21 protein-coding genes are annotated in these 18,254 nt (G+C 57.1%); 15 read left to right on the forward strand and 6 right to left on the reverse strand.

Annotated elements, in window-relative coordinates:
* The first annotated feature begins 1 nt into the window (after position 1).
* Positions 2 to 517, forward strand: coding sequence for a hypothetical protein (locus IPM54_10365; GenBank protein MBK9260226.1), 516 nt, complete (start codon positions 2 to 4; stop codon positions 515 to 517).
* A gap of 218 nt (positions 518 to 735) precedes the next feature.
* Here IPM54_10365 and IPM54_10370 read toward each other — a convergent pair whose 3' ends face one another.
* Positions 736 to 1,302 carry a hypothetical protein gene (locus tag IPM54_10370; GenBank protein MBK9260227.1) on the reverse strand — a complete coding sequence of 189 codons (567 nt, stop codon included), beginning with the start codon at positions 1,300 to 1,302 and terminating at the stop codon, positions 736 to 738.
* Between the two features lie 203 nt (positions 1,303 to 1,505).
* Here IPM54_10370 and IPM54_10375 point away from each other — a divergent pair, with 203 nt between their 5' ends.
* From IPM54_10375 to IPM54_10400, 6 genes are all read left to right on the forward strand, one after another.
* A complete protein-coding gene (locus IPM54_10375; GenBank protein MBK9260228.1) occupies positions 1,506 to 3,032 on the forward strand; it encodes a helix-turn-helix domain-containing protein in 1,527 nt (508 codons plus the stop codon).
* Positions 3,029 to 3,415 carry a hypothetical protein gene (locus tag IPM54_10380; GenBank protein MBK9260229.1) on the forward strand — a complete coding sequence of 129 codons (387 nt, stop codon included), beginning with the start codon at positions 3,029 to 3,031 and terminating at the stop codon, positions 3,413 to 3,415. Before IPM54_10375 ends, IPM54_10380 begins: the two co-directional genes overlap by 4 nt.
* 23 nt (positions 3,416 to 3,438) lie before the next feature.
* The gene (locus tag IPM54_10385) at positions 3,439 to 3,900 is read left to right on the forward strand and encodes a hypothetical protein (protein MBK9260230.1); all 462 of its coding nucleotides are present in this window, start codon (positions 3,439 to 3,441) and stop codon (positions 3,898 to 3,900) included.
* A 145-nt stretch (positions 3,901 to 4,045) separates the two neighbouring features.
* Entirely contained in the window at positions 4,046 to 4,198 is a 153-nt protein-coding gene (locus tag IPM54_10390; GenBank protein MBK9260231.1) for a hypothetical protein, read from the forward strand.
* 143 nt (positions 4,199 to 4,341) lie between these two features.
* Entirely contained in the window at positions 4,342 to 4,653 is a 312-nt protein-coding gene (locus IPM54_10395; protein MBK9260232.1) for a hypothetical protein, read from the forward strand.
* 124 nt (positions 4,654 to 4,777) lie between these two features.
* Positions 4,778 to 6,694, forward strand: coding sequence for a DUF2384 domain-containing protein (locus IPM54_10400; protein ID MBK9260233.1), 1,917 nt, complete (start codon positions 4,778 to 4,780; stop codon positions 6,692 to 6,694).
* A 216-nt stretch (positions 6,695 to 6,910) separates the two neighbouring features.
* On the opposite strand, the gene IPM54_10405 is transcribed toward IPM54_10400, so the two are convergent.
* The 3 genes from IPM54_10405 to IPM54_10415 all read right to left on the reverse strand — a co-directional run bounded on the left by IPM54_10405 (position 6,911) and on the right by IPM54_10415 (position 8,293).
* Positions 6,911 to 7,411 carry a hypothetical protein gene (locus IPM54_10405; protein ID MBK9260234.1) on the reverse strand — a complete coding sequence of 167 codons (501 nt, stop codon included), beginning with the start codon at positions 7,409 to 7,411 and terminating at the stop codon, positions 6,911 to 6,913.
* A 189-nt stretch (positions 7,412 to 7,600) separates the two neighbouring features.
* The gene (locus tag IPM54_10410) at positions 7,601 to 7,870 is read right to left on the reverse strand and encodes a hypothetical protein (protein MBK9260235.1); all 270 of its coding nucleotides are present in this window, start codon (positions 7,868 to 7,870) and stop codon (positions 7,601 to 7,603) included.
* A gap of 24 nt (positions 7,871 to 7,894) precedes the next feature.
* A complete protein-coding gene (locus tag IPM54_10415; protein ID MBK9260236.1) occupies positions 7,895 to 8,293 on the reverse strand; it encodes a hypothetical protein in 399 nt (132 codons plus the stop codon).
* Between the two features lie 710 nt (positions 8,294 to 9,003).
* Between IPM54_10415 and IPM54_10420 the strand changes: the two genes are divergently transcribed.
* Positions 9,004 to 9,312 carry a hypothetical protein gene (locus tag IPM54_10420; GenBank protein MBK9260237.1) on the forward strand — a complete coding sequence of 103 codons (309 nt, stop codon included), beginning with the start codon at positions 9,004 to 9,006 and terminating at the stop codon, positions 9,310 to 9,312.
* 241 nt (positions 9,313 to 9,553) lie between these two features.
* Here the strand turns inward: IPM54_10420 and IPM54_10425 are convergent, their stop codons facing one another.
* Positions 9,554 to 10,003: a hypothetical protein gene (locus tag IPM54_10425; protein ID MBK9260238.1), complete on the reverse strand. Its 450-nt coding sequence runs from the start codon at positions 10,001 to 10,003 to the stop codon at positions 9,554 to 9,556.
* A gap of 195 nt (positions 10,004 to 10,198) precedes the next feature.
* Between IPM54_10425 and IPM54_10430 the strand changes: the two genes are divergently transcribed.
* The 3 genes from IPM54_10430 (at position 10,199) to IPM54_10440 (ending at position 13,478) form a co-directional block, all read left to right on the forward strand.
* Complete coding sequence (locus IPM54_10430; GenBank protein MBK9260239.1) at positions 10,199 to 11,155, forward strand: hypothetical protein; 957 nt, start codon at positions 10,199 to 10,201, stop codon at positions 11,153 to 11,155.
* A 147-nt stretch (positions 11,156 to 11,302) separates the two neighbouring features.
* Entirely contained in the window at positions 11,303 to 12,001 is a 699-nt protein-coding gene (locus IPM54_10435) for a hypothetical protein (GenBank protein ID MBK9260240.1), read from the forward strand.
* Positions 12,002 to 12,164: 163 nt separating this feature from the next.
* The gene (locus IPM54_10440; GenBank protein MBK9260241.1) at positions 12,165 to 13,478 is read left to right on the forward strand and encodes a hypothetical protein; all 1,314 of its coding nucleotides are present in this window, start codon (positions 12,165 to 12,167) and stop codon (positions 13,476 to 13,478) included.
* 54 nt (positions 13,479 to 13,532) lie between these two features.
* On the opposite strand, the gene IPM54_10445 is transcribed toward IPM54_10440, so the two are convergent.
* Positions 13,533 to 13,892, reverse strand: coding sequence for a hypothetical protein (locus IPM54_10445; GenBank protein ID MBK9260242.1), 360 nt, complete (start codon positions 13,890 to 13,892; stop codon positions 13,533 to 13,535).
* A 1,160-nt stretch (positions 13,893 to 15,052) separates the two neighbouring features.
* Between IPM54_10445 and IPM54_10450 the strand changes: the two genes are divergently transcribed.
* From IPM54_10450 to IPM54_10465, 4 genes are all read left to right on the forward strand, one after another.
* Complete coding sequence (locus IPM54_10450) at positions 15,053 to 16,090, forward strand: sigma-70 family RNA polymerase sigma factor (GenBank protein ID MBK9260243.1); 1,038 nt, start codon at positions 15,053 to 15,055, stop codon at positions 16,088 to 16,090.
* 120 nt (positions 16,091 to 16,210) lie between these two features.
* The gene (locus tag IPM54_10455; GenBank protein ID MBK9260244.1) at positions 16,211 to 16,495 is read left to right on the forward strand and encodes a helix-turn-helix transcriptional regulator; all 285 of its coding nucleotides are present in this window, start codon (positions 16,211 to 16,213) and stop codon (positions 16,493 to 16,495) included.
* Positions 16,496 to 16,509: 14 nt separating this feature from the next.
* Positions 16,510 to 17,016: a helix-turn-helix domain-containing protein gene (locus tag IPM54_10460; protein ID MBK9260245.1), complete on the forward strand. Its 507-nt coding sequence runs from the start codon at positions 16,510 to 16,512 to the stop codon at positions 17,014 to 17,016.
* Positions 17,017 to 17,114: 98 nt separating this feature from the next.
* Positions 17,115 to 18,230, forward strand: coding sequence for a PEGA domain-containing protein (locus IPM54_10465; protein ID MBK9260246.1), 1,116 nt, complete (start codon positions 17,115 to 17,117; stop codon positions 18,228 to 18,230).
* Positions 18,231 to 18,254 lie beyond the last annotated feature (24 nt).

Raw genomic sequence — 18,254 nt, forward strand, 5'->3', positions numbered from 1 at the left:
CATGGCCTTCATCACACGCACGGCAGCCGCCAAAAAGTATCGCGTGACGTACGACCGTCTCAGACAGCTCGAGCGCGACGGCAAACTTCGCAAATTCGCGGCAAAAGACGTCGGTTACACCCATGACAAACCATGCCCGCGAGGTGGGCAAATCAAGTGGGTGTACAATGAGGACGACGTGGCCAAACACGCTGGCAAGAAGGCTGACACACGGTTTGCCCGCATGGCGCGCGTAGAGGCGCTCGTGTTCGACTTGCTAGCGGAAGGCAAGGACTTGGTCGAAATTGTTCGGCGTACTCGACTCGACATTTCCGAAGCCAACCGAATCCGGAACATCTATCTCCGCGAAAAAGATGGGTTCGTCGTTCCTGGGGAAGCCCGTCGAATCGCGCGCGACCATGGGTTCGAGCTGAAACCCGACACGATCGTTCCTTTGCTGGTTCGATTGCTCGATGCAGCACGAGCAAACAATCGCTCCAAGCCGAAGAAGCCGATTCGTGGGTTGGTTGAGGAATGACAATCGTTCCGCAATGACAATTGTTTTGCAATGACAATCGTTTCGCAATGACAATGGTTCGTCAGCGGAGACCCAACAACCGCCGAAGCGTCTCCGGGTCCGTCACCAGCTCGTCGAACTCGTCTCCAGACAAAGACTGCGGTGGCGCTTCGTCCTTCAGGTGTTCGGGACGCAGAGCAGAGCGCTCCAACGCTTTCACGAGTTGCAGAAGGTCATCATCATCGTTTGGTTGCACGTGCGACTTGCCCCTCGAGCACACCACGGTGTGCGCTCGTGATTATCTGCACGGCTTCTTCCGCGCGCCAACCGTTTGCTCGCAACGTCATCCCCAGGGCCGCGCTCAACGCAAGTGCGACATGTTGAACAGCCGTGGGCGATGGCGGCTTTGCGAGCGTCGTTTGCTGAACTTCGGCATCAATCTGCACGTCGCTTCCGCTAGCGAAAAGTCGCGACAGATGTGCCGCTCGTTTCATCGTCCTCTCGCTCATCTGCTGCGGCACGAACTTGGCGAGTTCGGACAAACCCTTCACGTCCGAGTCAGCAAAGCGCTCGACGATGCCGATGCAGCTCGAGCTAGCGATGCCGCTCCCCGCGAGAAGACGTCCGAGCGCGATGCAGCCGGCTTGCACCGGCAGCAGCAGCTCCTGCGGTGATGGTTCTCTGAGCACGTTCGCGCGAGGCGGAACGAGCTTCTCCAACGAGTCTGGTCGAGCAGCTTCGACAAGACAAACGCCTTCAAAACCAGTCACCAACGCGAGCAGTTGCGAGTCGAGTTCGTTGGGCATCAGCCCCCCAAGCACAGTTTCGAGAAGTTGTCAATAGGGCCGATCGCAAACGGGCCGATCGTTCGAAGGATTCCGCTAACAAACTTTGGCGGTCCATTTCCGTTCACAAAATAAGCCGCATGGGCGATGGTGGCGCATCTCCGTGCTGGATCGCGGGGGTGCAATGGATCCGTGCTGGATCACGGGTCGTCTTCGGAGTGCCTATGCAAACGAGCCAAGCTGCTGCGGATCGTGTCCGCGGTGAGCAAACAGATACCCGATGGAAGAGTGCTTACTCGCGTGTTGTAAACAGTCCACAAGGCCCTGAAGGGAAACTCCGATCGGTGCTCTGGGCGCTGATCTCGATGAGCGATCCCCTTGGTCGATGTTGGGCAAGCCAAGACTCGATCGCCAACTTCGCAGGGGTGAAGATACGGACGCTGCGACGGTACTTGGATGAGTTGGAGATCACGGGGTGGCTCAAGAAGACGCCGATGACGTGGCGCCTGCTTGCGCTCGAGCAGGCGCATTTGGGTCTGCCTCTACCAGACCAGGATCACGATGGGATTTCGCCTGATGTCGTGGTGTTGTGTCGCCACCGCCAACCAGCAGTGGAAGCGATGGAGCTTCGTATTGTAGCCACGAGCCAAAATGGCCAGAACCATCGGCCAAAAACGTCCTCCGGGGTACTGGCCAAATTGGCCTACGATCCTGGGATCAAATCTGATCCTACCTGTAACCAAAGAGAGGGGGATCCAAGGCAACTCCCCCCCATTTTAGATTCTGCTGAAAACGAGGGATGGGGGGCACTTTGTGTGTCGTACGACAAGCACTACCGCGAGGTGTACGGTGGGCGGGCAACTTGCCCCATGCCGGTGGACATTGCCGGACTGCTCGGGGGGCACGTCGCGGATCTTGCAAAGCTGTTGCGGGATCGATTGCGCCAGCGCTCCGGTCCTGAAATTTCCTTCGCTGACGCAGTCCATCGGATCGCTGACGCGGCTGTAGCAGCATGGCTTCGCACCAAGGAAGAATTCCTGCTCAAATGCAAGCATGCACTCAGGGCGTTACGAATGGATCTGCCGAAGTTCGGCAAGAGCGCCGTCGATACGATTCTGAGCGAATTGGCGCCCCAAACGACGATCAAGACCGCAGTGACCGCAACCAATACGCCAAAGGTCGTCAGTTTCGCCGAATACCTCAAAGGCGAGCAAGTAGCCGCAAAACCGATGGAACTCGTTACGCAGCCGAATGAAACCAATACGACGCCGAACGAAATAGCTGCGAAATCGAACACAACGAAAAGCAAACTTGCAGAGATGGCCGAGAGCGAACATCTCGCGCCAAGTGCCCCTGCTGCATTGTCGCAAACAACGGTGGAGCAACTGCCAGAAAAAGTTGATGTCGCCGCGACGACCAAGGCACCGACCACCGACGAAATCAAGGCAGCCGCAAAGTCGACCAAGACGAAATCAAGTGCCAAGTTAGTTTTGTTGCATACCACGACGAACCAAAACTCAGAAAGCACACAGGTGTCACTGCCCGAAAAACCCGACCCCTCGGTTCTGCTTCGAGCTTTGGGGGCGCCGCGATGGTGTGATCTCGCGTTTGCCACGGAGCTGATGTCCGGGCCTCTCCCCATGCCGCAGTTGCTCCAAGTGCTCCAAAGTTTGCACCTCGACGAAAATGCGCTGACTTCGGCCCGAATTCGCGCTAAAGTCTTCCGAACGATCTACGGAAGGTCACCATGAGCGAAGCTATGCAACAGCAACCAGCCAAGACCAGGAGGCCGGGGGCCGGACGGAGACCGAGGGCAGGGACTCCGGCATCGCACACCAAGGCGTGGCGTTTTACCGATGCACAGGCGGCGCTCTTGGACGCTGTTTTGAAAAACAAGCGGCTGTCGGATGCTCGATTGTATATTTTTGAAAACCTTTTGCGGGATGCCGAGGGAATTGGTGAATTCCAGGCATTGACGCAAAAAGTTCGGGAGGAAATGCTGGCGCAGTTCGGTCCCGATCCGAGCACACTTTGTCCGCATTGTGGGCAAACGAGTACACTTCTGAGAGCCACCAAATCGACCATTCACGTGCGATGCGATCAGGGGCATACGTGGTCGATACCCAATAAGTGAAAGGGTTTTGATAACAAATGGTCGTGGATGAACTCGTGCAATTGGAGCCCGAGGAGGCTTTTGCCACCATCACGAGTTTGCTCGTTGCCGATGTAGACAAGAACAGACTTGCAGCGCTTTTCAGTGATTGTGCGGACGCTGCAAATACGCGCGGCAATCGCGAGAACGAGCGAATGTTTCTCTTGGCGGAGCTCGTGACCGGTGGAACGTCTCCGACAACCGCCAATTTCGAGGAAATTCGCAGCCGGGCCAATATGATGCTCGCTTTGCACGAGCAGCAAAAACTATCGCCAAGAATGGCAGAATCGCCGCCCAAGGTTGAGCCGGCAGCTGCGGAAGCGAAGGCGTTGGCGGAATCGCCAACGGCTGCGCCCTCCGAGGTCGCGCTGGCGGAGTCGCCAGCAGTATCACCGGCAGCGGCAGCCGAAGCATCGAGCGCTGCACCCGAGCCACAAGTCCGCCGACGAACTCGGAAAAAGAAGTAGCTTGCTTGTTGGTACTCGGGGTCGCCTAAGAAAACGGAAAAAGCGACCGCTAAGCCCCTTCTGCGGCGTCGCATCGGGGTCGCTGGAGCGGACTCAACACTCGTCCAGATGGAGCGCAATCGAGAATCGCTTTCGATGGGTCAACGTGCAGATTTCACGTGCCGTGCAGGTCATCTCGGCGGGCGTCTCGAAAACCTTGGTTTGCGAGAAAAAAGAGATGTATGGTGCGACCGCTCGAGATGACGAGCGCATCAGCGGCAGGCCGATGTGGAAGTCTCGTGGCGCCGGCTGGTGGTAAGCTCATTGGATGCAGCAAACCGACTCGACATATGCAGGCAGGCAGGCTAAACATCCGCCCCAAGCAATGATGGGGAGTTCGTGTGGGCATAAGAACTGGGTGATTTCGCTGACCGGAAATGCCAATGCAGAAGGGCCGATCTAATGGGATCCAACTATGTTCAATTGACGACTAATGACATATACGCATTAGTGCAGCTCGCAGTGGAAAAAGTTCGTTCTCAGCTCAGCGTAGAGCTCGGAGCTGGCGATATTGCCAAACTGGCCAAAGCAGCTGAGACTGAACTGCGTGAGCGCCCGCAGACCGTCTACAAAATCGTCATGATCGCTGCAGCGAGAGTCGCCCCAAACATCGGCAAAGCGGATATTGCAGCGATTGCAAAGGAGGCGGAGATAGAGTACGAGCGCCGCGGCAAAACTTTAGAAGACAAAGGTGGTGATTGGGGCGGAGCTTGAAATCAACAAGTTTCCCCGTCGAAAAAGGATCGGAGGGTTAAAGGATCGGAGGGTTGAGGTGCGGCGAAGGGTGCATCCGTGTCCAGGAATTCCGCAAAGCGGCGACGTCAAGCTACCCTACGGAATGGCGCCGGACGGCCGACTCCTGCACATCTCCGAGGTGAAGAAGGGGCTTGCCTGCGGATGCGTCTGCCCGAGCTGCAGCGGCAAGCTGATCGCGAACAAAGGACCGATAAAAACGCATCACTTTGCACATCACTCGGATCGGAACTGCGTCGCCGCATATGAGACGATGCTGCACATGCTCGGCAAACAGGTGATCGCCGATCAGAAGCAGGTGATGCTGCCGCCGGTCGTCGCCAAGTACAAAGGTTGTACGAAGAGCATTTGCGACGCGGTGATGTTCACGCTCGATGAGGTCGTCATCGAGCCGGACATGGGGGGCATGCGCCCCGACATCCTCGGTCGTCGCAGAGTCGAAGATGGTACCAAGGAGCTTTTCATTGAGGTTGCTGTCACGCATCCGTGCGAGCCGGAAAAGAAGGAACTCATCCGCGAGCGCAAGGTGGCGGCCATTGAGATAGACCTCTCGAAAGTGCCTGGGAATGCTTCTCAGGAGGAGATGGAGCAGGCCATTATCACCACTGCCCCTCGAATTTGGCTGTTCAATGCCCGAGAGGAGAATGCCAAAGAACGATTGCAGGCCGAGTTCGAGCGCATGGCTGCCGAGGATCTCGCGCGTGAATTGCGAATGCGCCAAGAGAAGCAGGCAAAGCTCGACGCACAGGCGGAACGGCTCGCGGAGTCGTTTCGAACAATCAGAACTGTGCCGCTAGGGACAGGCTCGCGGGCGGACCAGGATCTCGTGGATCTCGTGCTTGACACCAGCCTGCGGGATCTCGTCGGAATTCAATTCCCCGGCAACGTGTGCTTCGCCGTCGCAGCCCAAGTCTGGCAGGTGGCCATTCTGGACTGGCTCATCCTCGACCAGCGCGGCCTTCGTTGGGAGTTCGAGACGGCGCATGTGCTGAAACAACTTCGACAACGTGGTCTCGTGCGGCGACAGTTCGCCGATGACATCAGCGTGGAACTGGCCGACGCCGTTCGGATCAGGCAAGTTGACTTCAACTCGCCGCGGGAGTCCGTTGATGCGTATCTCAGCCACCTTGCAGCGCAACGCATAATAAACCAACAATCTGGCAGGTGGCACCGCAACGAACGGACTGCGAAAGAAGCCCAGATGCTCCGGGCTCGGGCGGATGGACGTCACCGGGTGGCTCAGCTCGAAGACCGGATAAAAAAGCTCGGGGGGAAGCACGGGCTGGATGTAGCGCAATGGATGCGTACCCAGCATAGCGGGCTCGCGGGCTCGCCGGCGGCGCTGGCGATGGCGGGCGGAGGGGACTACGATAATCTGGATAACCACCTGAGGCGGCTGGAACGCATGCGAGAGTTCGGAGCTTACCCCGAAGAGAACCTTCTCGGTCTGCCCCTCGAAAAGGAGCAGCAAGCTCGCCGCGAGGAACAGCGACTCGCACGAGAAAAGGCCGAACAGGAGAGGGAGGAGCGGGCGCGGAAGGCCGAGCAGGAGAGGGAGGAGCGGGCGCGGAAGGCCGCCGAGGAAGCCCGTGAGGCGAACGCACGGCGGAGGCAAGTGCTAATCGAGCGGCTCGTCGCTTCTGCTGGCGAGAGTGAAGTCGAAGCCTGGATAGACCGGCCGTTGCAATCACTGGGAGGCGTATCAATAAAAGTAATTGAAGGGTTCAGCGAGGATCAGGAGCGCGCCGCCTATAGCGAGCTGATGGATGAACGAAAGCGGCGGAATGAAGAATGGCTGCACAAATTGAAAGTCAACGAACTCCAGGAGACCCTGCGCAAGGAAGCCCGGCGCTACCGAGATGAAGAATGGGTTGACTTTTGGATGCGCGCGGCGAACTCGTTTCTCAAGAACCAACGTCCCTTGGACGTTTGCATCGACAAGGCAGGGCTTGAAAGGTGTCGCGAGGCGCTCAAGGTTGCGACTCGAAAGCGTCGAGGGTAGTCCTCGATTCTGGGCTCGTCGTTGGGACGGCAAAGTTCCCATGTCAATTTGCACCCGATTCATGGGTTTCTGTGGGTTTTGTTGATGTGTTTGAAGCCTGCGATGCACATTGTTGGCGCGGCACAGGTCGACATGTTGGCATACGCGAAGTAGCCCCCGGCCCAAGCGCAAGACAAAGGCGCGTGGGACCGGGCTTTCGCTTATGACTTCTGTCAGCTACGCCGCCTTGTCAAAGCTGGCTTCTAAGTCGATGCCGTCTCGCTTTGCTCGTGCAAGACCATTCTCCAGGTACTGGACAACGCGTCGCTTGCCGAGCGACATCACCGTGCCATCGTTTTTGAACATCCCCTGGTAAATTGTAAAAACGTCGTTTTCCTCCCAGGGAACCCCGAAATACATCATGGCGACCAGTTTCCAGACGTCTGTACGAGGAAGAGCGTGTAGCGCGTCATCGAGAGCTTTTTTGGCTGGCGGTGGTGAGAGCAAGTCTTCGTCCACGAATTGCGCTATCTCAGCCATTGATTTCCTTTCCCGATATCGCGGATCGGCTTCATACTCTTCCTGGCGCTTCTTCGTCAGCTCGATGATGTTCAAGAGAATCGCCTCGAACCGTCCAACTGGCCGCCGCTGATTCCGAATATGTCGGGCAGCGGTCTGCCGAGACTCGCCGGTCTTTTCCCTGCGCTCGCGAACGAGTTTTTTGAATTTGCTGGGCATGAGAGCATCTTCCTCGACAACCGCGCGCATCGCAGCCCCCCCTGTCGACGCTCGCGGTGAAGAAGACGCACCTATCCCGGCTCTGAGGACATCCCTCTTCGCCCCGCGCCGAGGGTCCTGGGGGGCGGACCAAGGCGGGGTAATGCCGGAGCGGCGGCGGCCGAAAGTATTGCCATCGATTTGCCGAAGTCAACCCCAGCGGTGGAAGCCGGGGGGTCTTGCTCCGAACCGCTCCTTCAATGCCGCGATGGCTGTCTCGTCGCTCGACTTGAATATGACGTCCACCCAATAATCCGGCTTACTGTATATCGAAGACGTATTCTGGTTGAACTGAATCGTCAAAACGGTATCTGGCGGGGTTGGGATAACCTCGGCCGCCCCAAAGCCAGTTTCGGACGTACCCTTGATCCACCCTCGTGAAGTCAGGTGCATGTCGTAGCTTTCGCGATCTGCTGCCATTACGTCCTCCTTCGCGCAGACGCTCTACCGCACGTTGTCTGGAATCGCAAACGCGCCTTCCGAATTCATACCGAACGTGCAGTACATCGGGAGTAAGTTCTGACCTCGGGCATACAAGTGCCCCGCGTTCTCAAACATTGCCTTCGCAATGGATCCGAAGTCGATATGCAGGCGATATACGCGTGCGGTGCTTCCTTCTTGCACTGTAATATTCGGAAGCCGAATGCCGCAATCAGACTCATCACCCTCTGGTGGAGGCAATCCTTCCACGTTGGCCGCTCGACATTCGATCAGGGATGCCTCTTTATATCCCACGTTCACGACCAAATAGCGGCCTGAAGGAAGCTCCGAGAGCGCCTTCCATTCACCAATCGTATGCGGTAACTCTGTCGGGTGATGGGCAGAAAGTACAGCAAGTGCCATGGGCTCGTCGATGGGGCCAGCGACCCTATAAGGCGATCCCTTTCCGCTATGCCACTCCTCCACATAAAATTGTCCAGGCCCAAGTTCGATTACATACCTCGTGCCAGGCTTGGGATCGCTGTTCTTCCCATAGCGGAACACCGTGCGGACGACTTCTAGCTGAGGAGGTTTGGCGGGCGCGTTCATGATGGCGCACGTTAGTTTGACTAGGAGTCGGAAGTCAACGGGTGCCGAGGACCACTCGTCACGAGACGGAGTCGAGTTCATCGAGTTCTCGAAAGGCAAATCTCAATTGCCCACCGTCTGGACGAGTTTCGATGTGCCCGTAGTCCTACCGTTTTCTGACACGACCCTACACGCGCTCGGTAAAGGAATGTTACCGGGTGTGACCGACCGATCCAGAGCGGCTCCACCAGGCGCCCTTCGGCGCCCTCGCTCGCGTGGTCGCTCGGCCGTGTACAGATGTCCGCACGCAAGTGCGGGTCTAACAAGTTTCAAGTTTCATGGTTGTGTACAGATGTCCGCAAGCGCCTTACTGACGCGCCGGATGCTGGATGTTGCTGAGCGAAACGGACGCGCTCGATCGTCTGGTCGCTGCATCGTGAAGGCACGGTCGGCGAACGAGCATGAGCGCACGCTTTGCTTTGTGTACAAATGTACGCACGTGATAGAAGATGTTGTTGCGTGTATGCCATATGTTGTGTGTACAGATGTCCGCGCTATGTTCGCCATGGGAGGGCATCGTGGATGACAAGCGAGGGTTCTCGTTGGGGGAAGTCGTGCAGACTCGGGGGTCGAGGGATGTGTTCACGCGTGAGGAAGTGCTGGGATGTTTGCTTCGGCACGCAAACGGCGACTGGGGGGACCTCGAAGAAGAGGACAAGCGAGCAAACGAGTTGGCGTTGAAGGACGATGAACGCCTTGTGAGCGCCTACAAGTTCGACGACGGTCGGAAGATGTACATCATCACCGAGTGGGACAGGTCGTATACGACCGTGCTGCTTCCGGAGGAGTATTGAGAAAGACTGATTGGAGCGACTTCTTAGAGAGCCGCACGGCGCCCTCGCGTTGGCGCTCGTCGAGATTCACGAGGCCGCTTGTCATCGAGCGCATCAAGCGCGCTTTCCGCTTGGCGCCCCTCAAGGAAGCTGAGTCCGTCGTGCGGACATCTGTACACGTCCATTTGCTAATGAATTCGGAACGCAACGCTGAAGTTGCGTACAGATGTCCACGAGCGGCTTCGGAACCAGTACACGTGAATCAGCGTGCCCGACGCTTCGCTTCGGATTGCTCGGCGATGAGCGCGACGATTTGTTCGGCTACGACGGCGACAGCACTCCGCTTCTTGGAGGGCGCTCCTGGCGTGGGTGCATTGAACTTGTCCTGCTCCCTTCCAACAAAACCCTTCGTCACTGGGTCATACTCGATACCGAGTTCGTCTGTGATCCTCCTCGCGGGCGGGCCCTCGACATAGAGGAAGAATCGATCGTCTTCCACAACGGCACTTACAGAACCGTGAAACATGTGCGTGATCGTGCGGACTCCATAGGAAGGTTTGCTAACGCTGTACCCTGTGGTCTTGGCGGTTGTCTCAATTGCGTCCAGTAGTTCGTGGGCAGCAACCTCGCGATCTTTGTAATGAGACGCAGGATCAAGCTGTAGATGTGCTTTGACAAAGATGGTCTTGGCTTCGGTAGTTTCGTAGGACATGGCGTTCTCTACCACGCCGATTGTGCATGCGCTGCCCCTCGGGCCGAGCGACGATGGTACAATTGCAGCCGGACCCTTGCGGCATGAGGGCGCCCAACTACGCTTGGACAGCGGGCGCTCGGAGCTTGCGCTCGCGGTTCGAGAGGAAACATGCCCAGGCCCAATGCTCGCTCGACGCAATGTTGTATCTACTGCTTGGAGGAGAAGGACGAATCCAAGTTCAACACGGAGCACGTAATCCCGCGATCATTCGGTGTGTTCGAGAACAATCTCGTGCTCAAGTGTGTATGTAAGAAGTGTAACGATTTATTCGGCAGCGAATTCGACGAGAAATTGGCACGGGATTCGATCGAGGCACCGGAACGAGTGCGCGCCGGCTTGAAAGAAGCCTCCAAGTTTCAGACACGCGGCAAGCGAAGTACACTTCAAGTCCGCATCAACGAAGAGGGGCCGCTCAAGGGCGCGTATGCCTTTTATGTACCGGGGGGCGACGAGCGATCTTTGAACATTACCCTGGCTCCGCAGGTCGGCTTTGCAGAGTCGGCGGAGGGGCCGTTCGAGTGGTTCCTTCTCGACGACATTCCCACCAAGGATGAATTGACTGCGCAAGGTTATGGGCGTGACACTGTCGCACGCTCCGAAGGGTGTTCGATTGAGCGAGCGCAAGAAGTGCTGGAAGCCCGAGGTTATGCTCGCGGCACGATGGAAGCAAAGTACCAGCATGCGAACACGGAGATGTTGAGCAAAACGCTCGCGCAAATCGGTGAACTCGACTTCCGTGCGATATCCAAGATTGCCTTCAATTATTTCGCAGCAACACAAACAGCCGGTATTGCACGAATGCCCGAGTTCAACGATATCCGTCGCTTCATCCGCTATGGGATCCCAGTAGCCGAAAGGCTTGTTGAAGTTCGAACCGATCCAGGAACGATCGAACGAGCGTCCGATGGTACCGCAGCTCGGGGCCACTACCTCACCGTGCAGACATCGGGACATCGTATCATTGCTCAAGTCTCGCTGCTGTTGCGTCTGCGGTACGTCGTCACACTCTCAAGAACTGCGTTTGTCATCCCATACAGCCCAGTCTCCGCACACTTCTTCGATCTCGACACCAGACGGCCCGCCCTGATCAACCCACCGCCATTATTCTGATTGCGCTCTATTCTGATTGCGCTCTCGTTGCTTCACGGGTCAGGTTGAATTTGCGCCCAGCCAAACGACTTTCGATCCTGCCAGGGAGCATTTCGAGCTTGACACGCTTCCGACGGCGTGCTTGTCAATTGCGGATCGGTGAAGCAGATGGACGCTAAAACTCGGGGCGCTTGGATCTTCCACCACGCCAGCAAGCTCGATGCAGTCGTAAACCGTACCGACTTCGATAACATCGGTTTGGCGGGAAAGGCCGGCGTGCTCCTGTCGGTCTTGTCGGGGCAGGATGGCGTCACGGTCCCGATGCCGCGAGTCGAGGCACTCGCCCGGACGAACAACATCACCAAACTCGAGCTGCCGGGCGTCCTCGCAAAGCTGCATGAGCGGAAGCTCGTCGATCTCGGCACGGCTGGCATTAACGTCCTTGGCGTCAGCTCGACCGAGGTGCTCTCGCACACCGCGGCGAGCATGTGCTCGCTGCCCCTTACCTCCACCGATCGAAGCATTACTCTGTCACGAATGGGCCGAAAGACTAGAGCGCAGCGTGAGCAAGAGCGGGAGATCAATGAATATATTCGTTCGTACGAATTGGGCTACCGTTTTGCGGTATGGTGGTCAAGAGATGGCGTTCGATATGGTTACAAGCAATTTCGTACCCTCGCGGAAGCAGAAGCAAAGCGTGATGCCATGATTCGAAAGAACGAAAAACCCACGCCTGCGGACTACTTTGATCGACAAGCGCATCTCGTACAGCTTCGGGTCTGGATTGAGCAAATCGCTTGCGGCGACATGACCCCAATCTCGGGATCGAGTCGAGAATGCGTCTGTGATTGCGTGTATGCCGATTAACGTTCTTGGCGACGAGCAGGGTATCAACGCCCGTCCATCACCCACTCATCACCCACTCGCATGTGGACACCTGTACACAAGGGCGACCTATGCGGCCAAGCTGTGGCGCGGACTTGCACAACGAGCTCGCGTTGGGCTAGGCTACCGCCCAGGGTGTATCAGCATGCCGTTCTCCAAATCTCTCAGGGATCAAGTTGATCGATATCTCGCAAAAATGCAGGATATGCCGCGCACGATCGATCCACAAGATACCCGCCGCGGCCTCCGATACATGACTCCATCCGGCGCAATCTTCTTGGATGAGGCACAGCGCGCCGAACTTTTCCAATTGGTGGAGAACATTCGAACAAAATATGCAAAGCACGAGTGGAGTTTTGCGAAGATAAAAGACGTTGTCCAGGAAGCCATTTTGGTAGCAAGAGAGAATGCTGACAGAGAGATGGATAAGGAGCAGCGACGCCGGGCCATTGCGCACATAGAGACGGTGTTAGACAAGCCGTTTATCGAATGGGAGGTCTATTTTTCGATCATTGGGATAAACGAGGACTGTTTACCGATTGATGTCGGACGAACGTCCTTCCACCCACCACCGGACTCATTATCTGCTAAGTTGGTATTTGCAGACGACGCACCCTGCGACCTGCCAGAATCGGTGAGAGCGTCCTGTCGCCAAGGCGCGCGCGAAGAAATTGACGACGAATTCGGGAATAGCCCTTGGGCGTGCGTCAAGGTAATGGCATTCGAGGGGGACGATTCGGCCGCAGCAACAGCGGGCTTGGAGGAGATACGTCTTACCCTGGACGTTGTCAATTTTTATGCGGATCTTTGGCGTCCCATCAATTACCGTGCGCGCGCTGCCTTGAAGTGCGAACCGGATCCAACGATCCTCGCGTATATTGCCCGTCCAGTAGGCAAAGAGGTTTTTTCACCCGCCACGGACAACGTGGGACCGATAGACGACGTTTGGCTATACCCTGCGGACGCTGAGGCGGCGAAGGAGTACGCGTTTGATCGCGTCGCGGAAATTCTAAAAAAAGACGACACCAACAGGACCGAGATCGATCACCGCCTTTTGGCGGCTTTGCGTTGGGCAGGCAGAGCGACCATTGCTCGACGTCGAGACGAAGCTTTCCTGCTTTTCATGATGGCATTGGAAGCGCTGGTTATGGGCACGAAACATGCGGACGCCATCACGTACCGACTTCAACTTCGCATAGGGCAGCTTGCCAGTCCAGAAGTACGCAAAAAACTGTCCACGGAAATCCGTGAATTGTACGATAAGCGAAGTAGGCTCGTTCATTCCGGCATTGCGGAAATATCCGAGCTTGATCTCTGGCGCGCTCGAAATATCACGAAGGACACCGTGATCAAGCTTCTTCAAAGGGAGCCATTCGTAAGTATGACAAAGAACAAGGAAATGGATGATTGGTTTGACGACCGGATCGCGGGGCATGCGGCCACTGATGCCAGCGACTAGCAGTCAAGCTCGATGGTGCATGAGCCGTCGAGCACTCGGTTCATCATGTCAACGTCACTCGTCTTCGTCGTTCTCCGTCATGGTTGACGGTGGCGATTCAGATGGTGGTGGAAAATCATCAAACGGCATTGTGTGGTCGTCAAAAGCAATCGATGCAAATAGTCGCAAAAGAAACCAGATGATTTTGCGAACGGATTTTGAATTGACGGAGACGGCACGTTTTTTGGAAGTTCGTTTCTTTGTTTTTTTCATAAGTACCAAACATCGGGAGCCAAGCAAGACACCAAGTCTTGCTTGGGTTGCCCATGCTCCAATACACCGGCATGCCCATGCTCCACCCGTATTGACGAAGATTTTTTCTCTCTGCCAAAACGAGCGCTGTCTTGTCGAACCGCAATCGAATCGGCCCGTCACGACACTCCAGCTGCTCGACTCCCGTGGATACAGCCAACGGGTTTGCACCCGACCGCCACGATGAACAGCCACGAGTCAACGCAAGTGTACAGATGTCCATGAGACATTAGTGTCTAATATTGAATTTCGATCGACTTCTGTGTACAGATGTCCACAAATAATTGGCGGGCAAACAGGCGAGCTGTGGCAGAGGTTGACGCACGTTCAGTGATGATTAGTTTGTGGTTCTGTGTTCACGGCCACACTCACGACGGTAAGAATGGAAACGTTTGACACGTTTGTGAGTTCGCGCGAATTTGTGCTGCTTCACGTGACGCGGGGAAACGATAATCAGATCCTCACAAAAATCGCCCAATACTTGCAGGTGGAATATCCCAACCGATTTGCCGTCGGCGTGTTGGACTCAGGGGCACCGCGGATAAATTGTATCCCGGCAACAACGCGGCTGCTCGATAAAACCCGCCCGCAACGCGTCGCCCACACAAAGAGGCATGTCCCGCCGCCGACCTCCGTCCGTCGAACGCAAGTGTACAGATGTCCGCGCGACGACTAAAGCCTATGTGCTGCTTTGACTTGCTCGCGTCCCATTCGTGTGTACGGATGTCCGCACGAAGCGTGGCTGTTCGCACGCAGGTTTGTGCGTTGGCTACCTTTGGCGAACAAAAGGCATCAATTCTGCCAACGGATTCGCTGGGCGTTCTGGGAGCTCCGGGACATGCCCGCGACCCCCCGAGGCACGACGCGCTTCTCTCAAATTCGTGTTGTGATTCACGATTCGCTTCACGCCGCCAACCACGGCGGGGTCGCGGTTCAAACGACGAGTGCCGCCGAGGCGCCGAGGTCCACGCGCCGTCAAGCGTACATGAGGCGCCGAGGTCCACGCGCCGTCAAGCGTACATCTGTCCACGCACGAGTTGAACCGTTTCCGCTTTCCGATTGCTTCGCGCGCCCACGTCCGTGTACATCTGTCCGCGCGCTGCTGCCAGCAGCTCGTACATCGTCTCGTGCCCTGCACCACCTTCGCAAAAAAATCGACATGGGCCTGAAAGGATGTGCTCTTCTCGATGCCCTAGCTTCTTGTGAAGACCAAGTCCGCTCCCAAGCCCGCCCCTGAGCAGCCAGTGCCCCTAGTTTCGTACGTCGCCGAGTTCGAGCAGTGGATGCGAGCTTCGGCTCGCTGCGGAAAGGGCAAGGCCGAAGACATCTGCCAAGAGATCCGGCTCGCCTTGTGGGAGCTCCGGGACCTGCCCGTCACGCGAGACGAAGCGCGTCGTGTCTTTGTGCAATTGGCGAGTCGCCTCGAGTGCCGTGCGAGGCGGGAAGTCTACCGCCAAGGCGCTCTGCTTCACGACGCAGAAGAATTTGCCGAACAAGTGAGGTGGTTCAACGAGCACGTGGAGCGCGAGACTGTCCGCGCGGTGGCCTTGTTCAATGCCCTCGAAAAACTCAGCGACCACGAACGATGGTTGGTGAAAGAATGCAAAATCGATGGGCGCACATACGCCGATGTCGCGAACCAAGTGGGCGTGAGTGAGGAAGCCATTACCAGCCGCTTGTGGCGTGCGATGGCTCGGCTCCTCGCCATCTTCGAAGACGAAAACGGCGACGAGAAAAGCGAAAAGCGAGGCGCCGTCATCGCCCCGCTCGCGTTCGAATTCACCGACGTGCAGCGCGCCGCGTTCAGCGCCATCTGGAGGGCCGAAGGACGTGTCCCCACGTTCGGAGGAGGTCCGCCGGATCCACCCGGACCGCCGCCGGTTGTGCCCGGTGCTCCTCCCGTTCCCGTGGCCCCCGTGGTTTCGGCGGCTGTGGGGTCCGCCGTTTCGGCAGTCACGATTGCCATCGTGCTCGTGCTGCTCATACTCGTTCCGACGAGCATCGTGGCCATTTACTATTTTTGGGATCCACCGCTTGCCCAAACGGCCAACAAGGGCCTTCGCGCGCCTCCCGTGAGCGTCGTCGAGGACGTCGTCCCTTTGGACTACGTTCCCCCCCGCCAAGGCAGCAGCATGCAAATTCCCGCAGCATCGAGCTCGGCCAGCGTGCAGGCTCCGACAGCGTCGAGTTCGGCCAGCGCGCAGGCTCCGACAGCGTCGAGCTCGAGCGATACCCCAAGCTTGAGTCCGCCAATCGATCCCGAGGAAATGGAACGCGCTCGGCGTCAAGCACCTCGGTCTCTCCCGGCGAGAAAAAAGTAAGCGACAACGGTCCCACATTCGGGACCGCATACGTGTGAATCAGGCGCGGTTCATCCGCTGCATTGGAGGAATATGTTGCGTCAACAATATGCAGAGGATTCGCTCGTCGTTCTTGTGGGCATGAGAATCCGTAGATTGCGCATGGAGCAAAAACTATCGCTCCGCGACTTCGGAAAGCAGGCTGGGGTGCACCCATTCCACGTCATGGCCATCGAGCTGGGGCAGTTGGCAGCAAATACGAAAACGCTTCGGGCCATCGCCAAGGCACTTGGAGTCGCCCCGCTCGACTTATTGAATCACGACACCGAAAACGACGATATGGGGCACATCATCGAAATGATGCGCAAGGACCCTGATTGTATCGCCCAAATAAGGAATAAAGTGCGCCCGCTCGTCGAGAATTGAGGGCCTTCGCCATCATGCCTCGTCGTTCGATTCCCGACCCCATTGCCGCAAAACTGGGGGCCAGAATTCGTGAATTGCGCCTCGAACGCGGCATGTCCATCGCAACGCTCGCAGCTTCTGCCGGTTTGTCCAAAGGACACATGTCCAGCGTCGAACGGGGCCTCGTCTTGATCAACGTTGGCACCGTCGTGGCCACGGCGCGCGCTCTTGGCGTCCCTCCGTTCGTTTTGGCCGTGTTCCCCAACGAAGACCCCCTCTCCGCAGTCATCGAGCAGGTGCGCTCCATCGAGGGCGGCGATGCCCACAAAGCTGCCGGCAAATTGCGACGACTGGTCTTCGGCCAGTTGGCCAAGAAAACGTCAAGAACGCTAACTTGCCGCCATGGACAAGACCCTGATTTGCATCGTGTTCGTCGTGTTTGCCGGATGCAGCGCACCCCAGGAAGGCGCGCAGACACCCGTCACAGAACCAAATCTGCGGGAGGAGGAAGAGCCGCCGCCAAACGCCGAAAAGCCACCTGAGATGGATGAAGAAACGCGACGTGAGTACGAGGACGTAATTCGACGCCACCCCCCTTCGCCGGTAAGCCTGCCATGAGGCAGGACCCGGTAAAATGGCCATGATGCGCACTGTTCCCGCCTTGTTCGTTCTTCTCGTTTCCGTGTCTGTGCCCAACAAAGCCGCCGCGCAAGACGCCCAGACATTTGCAGAACTGGTTACTGCCGGGGACAGGGCGCGGCTGGCACATCGAATTTCGGACGCGCTCAAAGCATACAACCAAGCACTTGCCATTCGCAGTGACCCTGCGGTCGAGGGCCGGTTGGGCCTCGTTATCTTGGAGATTGGCGAACCTAACGTGGCTGCGGCGTATTTGCTGAGTGCGATTACCAAGGCACAAGCATCGCCATACCTCATGCGGCAGTTCCACGATGCGTTCAAGCGCGTGCGCCCCAAGGTCTGTTACGTCGAGGTATTCGTGTCCGAACAGAACGCGGAGATCCTCATTGACGGGAAGCAAGAGCCCGATTCAGGCAAAAACTCATTTCATGTCTTCGTGGTCGCAGGCTCGCATACGTTCCAAGCCAAACTGGAGGGGTTCGAGGATGGCACCGAGACAATCGACATCCCTGCCGGGGGGGAATACAAGGTCAGGCTCGAGTTGAAGCCACTGCCACCCCCTCCACCCGTTCAGGAGGAGGCCAAACCAAACCCGGACCCCAAACCGGCGGTCGTGGGCAAACCGCCAAAACGTTTGTCCGACTCATATACGCGTTTTCATGTTGGTGGCGGGGCAGTGCTCGTGCTAGAGGCCACTCCCGGCGTAGCCGTTGGACCTCAAATCAGTGGAGGCTTTCGCCGTGGGTTTTTCTCTATCAACGCAGACGCACGCGTTGCATGGGCCGTAGGAACGCTTGACAGTGCACCGGACATGCGGCTTGTCACGTGGGCAGCAGGGCTGCGACCGTGCGCGCATTATAGGTTCTTGTTTGGTTGTGGGCTGCTCCAAGCGAGTGGCATGAAGAGTTTGTCGGAGGACGATCGATGGCAGACCAGGTTTGGCGGAGGGCTTCACGCGGGGGTCGATTTGCTCGTGCGTGCGCCAGTTCATCTCCAACTTTGGGGTGAGGGCGTCGTGCTCTCGAATAGCTATACCGTAGGCAAAAACGGCAACGGCTTATGGGTTGGTTTGCCTGTGCTGGGAGGATTTGGCGCAACAGCCTTGTTGACGTGGTGATGGTTTGTCTGTTACTCGGTCAAA

The sequence above is a fragment of the Polyangiaceae bacterium genome (genome assembly GCA_016715885.1).
Taxonomy (GTDB): Bacteria; Myxococcota_A; Polyangia; order Polyangiales; family Polyangiaceae; genus Polyangium.